Origin of the sequence: Actinomadura sp. KC216, from assembly GCF_004348535.1 — a bacterium.
In the GTDB taxonomy this organism is placed as follows: Bacteria; Actinomycetota; Actinomycetes; order Streptosporangiales; family Streptosporangiaceae; genus Spirillospora.
Window position 1 is genome coordinate 1 of record NZ_SMJX01000346.1, and the last position, 8335, is coordinate 8335.

The window sequence follows — 8335 nt, forward strand, 5'->3', positions numbered from 1 at the left end:
ATCTACCTCGCCGACAACGGCTGGACGCTGCCGACCGGGCGGCTCGACGGGACATTCGGCGCGATGCCCGGCACGGGGGAACCGGTGCCGGGCCTGGAGACGGCACCGGGCATCGAGGCGGTGCCGGGCACGGCGGCTGCGTCCGGCGCCGTGCCCGGCACGGTTTGGATCGCCTGGGCGGTGTCGCTCGCGGCGACGATCGCGCTGGCGATCGCGTGCACGTCCGGGGCGGGGCGCAGCCGCCGCCGCGGAGGCGTGCAGAGCGGCCCGGCGATGTCGGGCCCGGTGGTGACCCGCCGCGATGTCGCCGCGGCGCTGCCGTTCGCCCTGTTCGGGCTGCTGACCGGCGGGCTGCTGACCTTTACGCTGCTGTGCGCGCTGGCCGGGCGGCCGGTGCCGCCGGGGACCACGACGGTGGCGGTGCTGTCGCTCTCGCTGTCGATGGGCGTCGCGGAATGGATCCTGTACGCCTACCGGCGGCGCATCCACCGGCTGCTCGTCACGCACACCGGGATGGCGGGGTTCGCGCGGTCGGCCCGTTCCGCGCTGGGGGTCGCGCTCGCCCGGTACGCGGCGTCGGCCGTGGTGCTCATCGCCGTCGCCGCGCCGCTCGCCCGGCTGCCCGCGACGGCCATGACGGCCCGGACGCTCGGCGGCTTCCTCGCGCTCGGCTGCGCGTTCTTCCTCTCGCTGGTGCTGCAGGCGTGCGGGCGCGTCGGGGTCGTCCTGCCCGTGTACACCCTCGCGCTGGCCGCCGAGGTCGGTGCCGCGCTGACCGTCCCGCACGTCACGCCGAGCACGGTCCAGCTGGTGGTGTCCGGCGCGCTCCTCGTCTTCCTCACGACCTACGCGGGCCGTGTCCTGGCCCGCGTGACCTCGCACAGATGAACCGATTAGGGGGCACGCCATGCTGAGAACGACCGGCGAGCTATCAGGACGGGTCGGGGCCGTGACCGTCCCCGCGTACTTCCCTCCGGGCGCGGTGGACTGGGCGACCCTCGCCGACCCCCGGCTCGGCACGGTCGTGCTCAATGTCGACAGCGGCGCCGGCACGGTCCGGGACCGCGCGTTCGCCGCCACCGCGCACCGCATGGCGGAGGTCGGCGTGCCGCTCGCCGGGTACGTCGACACCGCCTACGGCGCCCGCCCGGTCCAGGCGGTGGAGGACGAGGTGACGCGGTACTGGAAGTGGTACGGCATCCGCAGGGTGTTCCTCGACCAGGTGTCCGCCGTCCCCGGGCACGTGCTGCGGTACCAGCGCATCGTCGCGGGCGTGCGGGGACGCGGCGTGAAGCACGTCGTGTTCAACCACGGCGCCTATCCCGACTCCGCCTACGCCGACCTCGCCGACGTGCTCGTCACCTTCGAGGGGCCGTGGTCGGCGTACCAGCACGTCCGGGTGCCCGCGTGGGCGATGCGGATGCCCGCCGAACGGTTCTGCCACCTCGTCTACGCGGCGCCGCAGGCCGTCCTCGCGCGGGCGCTGGCGCGGGCCGGGCGGCGCAACGCGGGCGTCGTCTACGTGACGGACCGCGCGGGCGCGAACCCGTGGATCGGGCTGCCGGGATACTTCTCCCGCGAGCTGTCGCTCGTCTACGCGAACCGGTGACGCCGTGCCGTCCGGTGCGATGCGAATCCCTGGGTGGGCCGTCGGCGCCGCCGCGGTCCTGGCGTCCGCGGCCGCCCTGGGGGCGGTGCTGTTCTCCACGCTGGCGCCGGACGAGTCCGCCCCGCCGGACGCCGCCGCCTCGCCGGCCGGGTCCCCGCCGCCGAGCCGGTCCGCCCCGGCGAAGAGATCCGCTCCGCCGGAGGAGCGGGACGCCGAGCGGCGTCCGGGCAGGCTCTGGGCTCCGGCGCCGGGCACGCGCTGGCAGTGGCAGCTCACCACGCCGGTGGACCTCGGGGTGGACGCGCCCGTCCACGACATCGACGGGTTCGGCAACGGCGCGGACGTCGTCCGGGAACTTCACCGGCGGGGCGGCCGGGTCATCTGCTACATCAACGCGGGCGCCGCCGAGCGGTACCGTCCCGACCACGGCGCGTTCCCGCCCGCCGTCCTCGGCAAGGGGAACGGGTGGCCGGACGAGCGCTGGCTCGACATCCGCCGGACCGACGTCCTCGAACCGATCATGGCCCGGCGCTTCGACATGTGCCGCGCCAAGGGGTTCGACGCCGTCGAGCCCGACCTCCTGGACGGCTACGCCGCCGACACCGGGTTCCCGCTGACCGCCGCCCACCAGCTCCGCTACAACCGGCTGATCGCGCGGCTCGCGCACGAGCGCGGCATGTCGGTCGCGCTGAAGAACGACCTCGCGCAGATCCCGGCGCTGGTCGGGACGTTCGACTTCGCGATCAACGAGCAGTGCGCGGAGTTCGGCGAGTGCCGCCGGCTGCTGCCGTTCGTCCGCGCGGGCAAGGCCGTCCTGCACGTCGAGTACCACGTGCCCGCGGCGCGCTTCTGCCGCGAGACCCGCGCGCTCGGCTTCGCGTCCATGCGCAAGCGCCTCGACCTCGGCGCCTGGCGCGAGCCCTGCTGAGGTTCCGGGATCAGACGGTCCCGGGAACCTTCGGCTTCCGGTACACGAAGGCGTCGGGACCGTCCCCCGCCGTGGCGGTGCCGTCCCCGGCCGTGGCGGTGGCGTCGCGGACGAGGTGGTGGTCCGGGGAGAGCGAGCAGGCCGGGTCGGTGCGGGCGGCGTCGCCGGTCAGCGCGTGCGCCTGGCAGCGGCAGCCGCCGAAGTCGATCTCGCGGCGCGGGCAGTCGCGGCACGGCCCGGTCATCCACTCCGTCCCGCGGTAGGCGTTGAACGCGGGCGACTCCGTCCAGATCCAGGCGAGCGGCCGCTCCCGGACGTTCGGCGGCGCGAGGTCCGGGACCGCGTACGCGGCCGGGCACGGCAGCGCGGTGCCGTCCGGCCCGACCGTGATCGACCGCGCGCCCCACCCGCCCATGCACGGCTTCGGGACGCCCTCGTAGTAGTCCGGCATGACCCACACGAGGTCGGGCCCCTCGCCCTTCCCGTGCGTCTCGCGCCACGCGGCGACGGTGGCCTTCGCGCGGTCGAGCTGGTCGCGGGCGGGGAGCAGCGCGGCGCGGTTGCGCAGCGCCCAGCCGTAGAACTGGGTGTTGGCGAGCTCGATCCGGTCGGCCCCCCAGCGGGCGCCGACCTCGATGATCTCCTGGAGGTTGTCGAGGTTGCGGCGGTGCAGGACGACGTTCAGCCCGAACGGCACGCCCGCGTCCCGGATCACCCCGGCGGCGCGTTCCTTGTCGGTGTAGGAGACGCGTCCGGCGATGAGGTCGGAGCCGGGGCGCCGCGCGTCCTGAAGGGAGAGCTGGACGCTGTTCAGCCCGGCGTCCAGCAGCTCACCGAGCCGCTTCGCCGTGAGCCCGACGCCGCTGGTCACGAGCTGGGTGTAGACCCCGGCGCGCTGCGCGGCCGCCACGATCTCCGCGAGGTCGGGCCGCAGCAGCGGCTCGCCGCCCGACACGTGCGCCTGGACGACCCCGAGATCGGCGGCCTCGCCGAACACCCGCGCCCAGTCGGCGGTGCTCAGCTCCGCGCTCGTGCGGACGAGCTCCAGCGGGTTCGAGCAGTACGGGCAGTGCAGCGGGCACGCGTGCGTGACCTCCGCGAGCAGCGCCCACGGTGCCGGGACGGCCGGTGCGGTCATCGCAGCCAGCCCTCCGCGCGGACGCGCTCCAGGAACGCGGGAACCTCGTCGGCGAGCGGCGCGTCCGGGAAGGACTCGCCCAGCTCGGCGACGATGTCGTCGACGGTGCGGCTGCCGTCGCAGAGCCGCAGGATCCGGCCGCCGGTGCCGCTGAGCCGCACCGCGCGCTCCGGCATGAGCAGCAGGTCGGCGCCGCGGACGCGGTCGTGCCGCAGCACGATCGACGTGTCCAGGGCGGGGCGCCACGGCCCGTCAGCCGGCATCGGGGCCCTCCTTCGGCGCGTGCTCGACCGCGTCCAGCAGCGCCCAGAGCAGGTCGCACTTGAACGCGAACGCGGCCAGCGCCCGCTCCTGGTCATCGGGCGTCCGCGCCCAGGCGTGGACGAGCCGCAGCGCCTCCTCCGAGTCGCGGCGGCCCTGGCCGACGCGCACCTGGAAGTAGCGGAGCCCTTCGCGCTCCACCCACGGGTAGTGGCGTTCCCAGGCCGCGATCCGCGTCGCCATCAGGTCGGGCGCGAACAGCTCGGTCAGCGACGACGCGACCGCCTCCAGCGTGGAGGCGTTCCGGCAGAAGTTGACGTAGCCGTCCACGGCCAGCCGGACGCCGGGCAGCACGCCCTCGCCGGACAGCAGCAGCTCGCGGTCCAGGCCGACCGCCTCGCCGAGGCGCAGCCACCGCTCGATGCCGCCGTCGGTCCCGTCGCCGTCCGGGGAGCCGTCGTGGTCGTGGACGCGGCGGATCCAGGACCGCCGCAGCTCGCGCGTGCCGAGCTTGGCCAGGATCAGCGCGTCCTTCACCGGGATGTGCCGCTGGTAGTGGAACCGGTTGAGGACCCAGCGGCGCAGCTCCTCGCGGGTGAGGGCGCCCTCGTGCATCCGCAGGTTGAAGGGGTGCCGGTGGTGGTAGCGCTCCTCGCCCAGCGCCCGGAGCCGCTCTTCGAGCTCGGCCTCCGTCGCCATGCGCCCGTTCGCCGCCGTGCCTACGGTCGTCACAGTTCGATCAGCGCTCCCTCTCGGGCGACCTCCAGCCCCGCTTCGGCCAGCCGCCGGTGTCCCGGGTCGTCCGCGTGGACGAGCCGGTTCGTGTTGTTCAGATGGGTGTAGAAGCGGCGTCCGGCGGGCAGCGCGGCCAGCCGCTCGGCGGTGCCGTTCGGGCCCGTGATCGGCAGGTGTCCCATCTGGGTGGACGTCTTCGCGGTGAACCCGGAGCGGACCGGTTCCTCGTCGTCCCAGAAGGTGCCGTCGACGAAGACGCAGTCGGCGTCCTGGAGGGCGCGGTCGAGTGCGTCGGGCCAGTCGGCGAGCGCGGGGGCGTACACGACGGTCTTGCCGTCGCGCAGGTCCCGGACGCGCAGCGCCACCACCCAGGCGTCGCCCGCGGGCTCGTCCAGCTCGCGGGCGTAGCGGGGCCGCTTCCCCGACACCCGGATCCCCTGGACCTCCAGGGGACCGCCGTCGAGCTCCTCCGGCCCCTTCTCCGGGAGGAGGGTCCAGGAGAGGCCGGCGTAGGGGGCGAGCACGCGGTCCAGGCGGAGGCCGCCGGACAGCGCCGCGCGCACCGCGCCGGTCGACACGATCCGCAGCGCGGACGCCTCGCGCAGGCGCGGGATGCCGAGCGTGTGGTCGAGCTCGGCGTCAGTGAGGATCACCCCGGCGACGGGCGTGGCACGGCGGGCAGGTCCCGGATGCAGGGCCGCGCACGCCTCGATCTGTTCCCCTATGTCGGGCGTCGCGTTGACCACATACCAACTGCCCTCCCCCGCTTCGACGGCGATGGAGGCATGTCGCCTCCGGAGGGAGGGCTCGGTACGGGCAGCGGCGCACCCGGCGCAGGCACAGTTCCATTGGGGCACGCCGCCACCCGCCGCGGTGCCGAGTATCAGCAGCCGCATCGCGGACGGGTCAGCCCTCGGCTGTGAAGTAGGCCGTGACCTCCAAGGAGGTCTCCACGATGTGGTAGTCGGGCGTGACCCAGCGGTCCGCGCGTTCGTCGGTCCGGTCCGCGTCAGAGCTGTGGACGGCCATGCTTGCTCCTTCCTCTCGGTTGGGACCGGGGAAGCGCTCCACTACTACTGAAAGCGCTTTCCAAGCCCCTTCATCCCGATGGTATGCCGCCCTGGAACAAGCCTCTAGGGCGCTCCGTGCCAGGAAAGACATGAAGTCCCTGCCAACCCCTACGGAACGGCCGCCGATGATCACGTTCGGTGCCGGGCGGCATCCGGCCTTCACCCGCGAAACGACCGTCGCCGCCAGTGTCGACACACGAAACCACTGGTAGAGAGCCTAGTCACCAACCCGTCCGCAATCCGGGACGGCGCGCCGAAACGCGCCCGCCCGTACCCGCGTCCCCGGTCTCTCGCGACACTTCTTTGTCCTTGAGTGACACGTGGCGGTTCCCAGCCGCGGAAGTGCGCCGACGATCGCCGCGGACGCGGTATCGCGGCACGCCATATCAAGTGGCGGGGGCGGGATTCGAACCCGCATCACCAGGCTTATGAGACCTGCGTGCTCCCGTTGCACCACCCCGCATCGGTAAGAGAAATGCTAAGCGGCTCCCCCGCCCGACCGCGAATGGTTTTATGGCGCCGGCGCCACCGCGAGCGCGGGTGGCGATGTGTTGACCGGAACATGGGGCGGGCGGGGCATGGATCCACCCGCACGGGATACGCCGGAGTCATGCGTGCCTTGACCGTCCTGCCGGAGAAGCGCGGCTCGCTCGCCGTCACCGACGTCCCGGACCCGGAGCCCGGCGAGAACGACCTGCTCGTGGACGGGATCGCCGCCGGGGTGTGCGGCACCGACCGGGAGATCGCCGCCGGCGAGTACGGCTGGGCGCCGCCCGGCCGCGACCGCCTCGTCATCGGCCACGAGTCGCTGGGGCGGGTGCGGGACGCCCCGTCCGGCAGCGGCTTCGCGCCCGGCGACCTCGTCGTCGGCGTCGTGCGGCGCCCGGACCCGGAACCGTGCGGGGCCTGCGCGCACGGCGAGTTCGACATGTGCCGCAACGGCCGCTACACCGAGCGCGGCATCAAGGAGATCGACGGTTTCGCGAGCCGGTCCTGGACGGTCGAGGCGGACTACGCCGTGACGCTCGACCCGCGCCTCGCGGACGTCGGCGTCCTGATGGAGCCGGCCACGATCGTCGCGAAGGCGTGGGACCAGATCGAGAAGGTCGGCGCCCGGGGCTGGTTCGAGCCGCGCAAGGCGCTGGTGACGGGCGCGGGCCCGATCGGGCTGCTCGCCGCGCTGCTCGGCGTGCAGCGCGGCCTGGACGTGCACGTCCTCGACCAGGTCGCGGACGGCCCGAAGCCGCGGCTCGTCGCCGATCTCGGCGCCACCTACCACCACGAGGGGCTGGAGGAGGCGGTCGCGGGGACGAAGCCCGACATCGTCATCGAGGCGACGGGCGTGTCGCAGCTCGTCTTCGGCGCGATGGCGAACAACGCCGCCTACGGCATCGTGTGCCTGACCGGCGTCTCGTCGGCCGGCCGCCACGTGGAGGTGGACGCGGGCGCGCTCAACCGCGACATCGTCCTGGAGAACGACGCGATCATCGGGTCGGTCAACGCCAACCTCGGCCACTACGCCGCCGCCGCGCGCGCCCTCGCCGCCGCCGACCTCGGCTGGCTCGGCCGGCTGATCTCGCGCCGCGTCCCGCTGGAGCGCTACGAGGACGCGTTCACCCCGCGCCCGGACGACGTCAAGGTCGTCCTCACGCTCGACGGCTGACCGGGCCGCGACCGCATTCCCGCGCGCGTCCGGCGCCCCGGAGACCCGCCCTTCCAATCGGCGCCCGGGGGTACGAAAAGTCGTTTTCCGCATTTCCGATTAATGCGGGGCAATACGGGCTTGCGAATGTGGCCGAAATCATGCGGGAGCCCGCGCCGTCCGGCCAGGATGCGGGCATGACCTTCCCGTTGATGCACGGGTACGACTACATCAATGTGGTCGCCCAGCTCGACCCCGTCGCGGCGGTGCGCGACAGGGAACTCGGCGAGCGAATTCTCGAATACCCCAAACTCCTGCCCGGCGGCTCCCCGGATTTCGGGCATGCGGTGCAAAAAGGAAAGGAGTGGCGGATCGCGTCCCTCGGCTGCGACGACCCGTCCTCCGCACGCTACAACCTGGCCATCGACCTCCGGACCGACGCGCCGAACGAACCCGATCCCGCGACCGCCCGCGCCATGCTCGCCGCGGCCGACCGGCTCGACCCCGAGGAGGGCGAGCAGCTCGCGAAGGACGAATGGGAGATCGGCGAGCGCCGCTACCGGATCATCCGCGTCGAGAAGTTCGTCCTGATCGGCGACGGCGTGATGGAGCCGCCCCGCTCCACCGACGCCGACCTGACCGGCGACGGGCTCCTGCGCTGCCACCCGCTCGACCCGGCCGCGCCCTGCGGGCAATGGGAGGCGCAGCTGCGGCTGAACCTGGTCGGCCACATGCCGGCCGCCGGCTCCGTCCCGGACGTCGTCCGCGCCGAGGCCCGGCACGCGATCCAGACCCATCCCGGCGTCGTGCTGCTCCCGCCGACCTTCGTCGTGGTGGAGATCAACGCCGGCTGCTGGTCGCCGATCACCGGCGGGGACGATCCCGGCGAGGCCCACGACCGGCTCGCCCGGCACTTCACCGACCTGCTCCCCCGGCTCCGCGAGTTCCAGAA

At 73.5% G+C, this 8335-nt stretch carries 10 protein-coding genes and 1 tRNA gene; 5 read left to right on the top strand and 6 right to left on the bottom strand.

Going from position 1 to position 8335, the window contains the following annotated elements; genetic code table 11:
• The 3 genes from E1264_RS44055 to E1264_RS36260 all read left to right on the top strand — a co-directional run.
• A partial coding sequence (locus tag E1264_RS44055; RefSeq protein ID WP_207936713.1) for a hypothetical protein occupies positions 1 to 888 on the top strand: 888 nt, incomplete at its 5' end.
• A 19-nt stretch (positions 889 to 907) separates the two neighbouring features.
• The gene (locus E1264_RS36255) at positions 908 to 1609 is read left to right on the top strand and encodes a spherulation-specific family 4 protein (RefSeq protein ID WP_132180996.1); all 702 of its coding nucleotides are present in this window, start codon (positions 908 to 910) and stop codon (positions 1607 to 1609) included.
• Between the two features lie 19 nt (positions 1610 to 1628).
• Entirely contained in the window at positions 1629 to 2537 is a 909-nt protein-coding gene (locus E1264_RS36260) for an endo alpha-1,4 polygalactosaminidase (RefSeq protein ID WP_132180998.1), read from the top strand.
• 10 nt (positions 2538 to 2547) lie between these two features.
• Here E1264_RS36260 and pqqE read toward each other — a convergent pair whose 3' ends face one another.
• From pqqE to E1264_RS36290, 6 genes are all read right to left on the bottom strand, one after another.
• Positions 2548 to 3675 carry a pyrroloquinoline quinone biosynthesis protein PqqE gene (pqqE, locus tag E1264_RS36265; protein ID WP_132181000.1) on the bottom strand — a complete coding sequence of 376 codons (1128 nt, stop codon included), beginning with the start codon at positions 3673 to 3675 and terminating at the stop codon, positions 2548 to 2550.
• Positions 3672 to 3938, bottom strand: a complete 267-nt coding sequence (gene pqqD, locus E1264_RS36270) for a pyrroloquinoline quinone biosynthesis peptide chaperone PqqD (RefSeq protein ID WP_132181002.1) — start codon at positions 3936 to 3938, stop codon at positions 3672 to 3674. Before pqqD ends, pqqE begins: the two co-directional genes overlap by 4 nt.
• Positions 3928 to 4668: a pyrroloquinoline-quinone synthase PqqC gene (gene pqqC / locus E1264_RS36275; protein WP_243711390.1), complete on the bottom strand. Its 741-nt coding sequence runs from the start codon at positions 4666 to 4668 to the stop codon at positions 3928 to 3930. Before pqqC ends, pqqD begins: the two co-directional genes overlap by 11 nt.
• Positions 4665 to 5567 (bottom strand): pyrroloquinoline quinone biosynthesis protein PqqB, encoded by a 903-nt coding sequence (gene pqqB, locus E1264_RS36280; protein ID WP_132181004.1) that lies wholly within the window; start codon positions 5565 to 5567, stop codon positions 4665 to 4667. Before pqqB ends, pqqC begins: the two co-directional genes overlap by 4 nt.
• 10 nt (positions 5568 to 5577) lie before the next feature.
• Positions 5578 to 5700 carry a pyrroloquinoline quinone precursor peptide PqqA gene (pqqA, locus tag E1264_RS44060; protein WP_165964558.1) on the bottom strand — a complete coding sequence of 41 codons (123 nt, stop codon included), beginning with the start codon at positions 5698 to 5700 and terminating at the stop codon, positions 5578 to 5580.
• Positions 5701 to 6132: 432 nt separating this feature from the next.
• Positions 6133 to 6204: transfer RNA gene (locus E1264_RS36290), tRNA-Met, on the bottom strand.
• A 147-nt stretch (positions 6205 to 6351) separates the two neighbouring features.
• Between E1264_RS36290 and E1264_RS36295 the strand changes: the two genes are divergently transcribed.
• Positions 6352 to 7404, top strand: coding sequence for a glucose 1-dehydrogenase (locus E1264_RS36295; RefSeq protein ID WP_132181008.1), 1053 nt, complete (start codon positions 6352 to 6354; stop codon positions 7402 to 7404).
• Positions 7405 to 7580: 176 nt separating this feature from the next.
• A partial coding sequence (locus E1264_RS36300) for a DUF5954 family protein (RefSeq protein ID WP_132181010.1) occupies positions 7581 to 8335 on the top strand: 755 nt, incomplete at its 3' end.

Coding starts and splice junctions, on each gene's coding strand:
- E1264_RS36255 (WP_132180996.1), top strand. CDS start 908: ATGCTGAGAACGACCGGCGAGCTATCAGGACGGGTCGGGGCCGTGACC.
- E1264_RS36260 (WP_132180998.1), top strand. CDS start 1,629: ATGCGAATCCCTGGGTGGGCCGTCGGCGCCGCCGCGGTCCTGGCGTCC.
- pqqE (WP_132181000.1), bottom strand. CDS start 3,675: ATGACCGCACCGGCCGTCCCGGCACCGTGGGCGCTGCTCGCGGAGGTC.
- pqqD (WP_132181002.1), bottom strand. CDS start 3,938: ATGCCGGCTGACGGGCCGTGGCGCCCCGCCCTGGACACGTCGATCGTG.
- pqqB (WP_132181004.1), bottom strand. CDS start 5,567: ATGCGGCTGCTGATACTCGGCACCGCGGCGGGTGGCGGCGTGCCCCAA.
- pqqA (WP_165964558.1), bottom strand. CDS start 5,700: ATGGCCGTCCACAGCTCTGACGCGGACCGGACCGACGAACGCGCGGAC.
- E1264_RS36295 (WP_132181008.1), top strand. CDS start 6,352: ATGCGTGCCTTGACCGTCCTGCCGGAGAAGCGCGGCTCGCTCGCCGTC.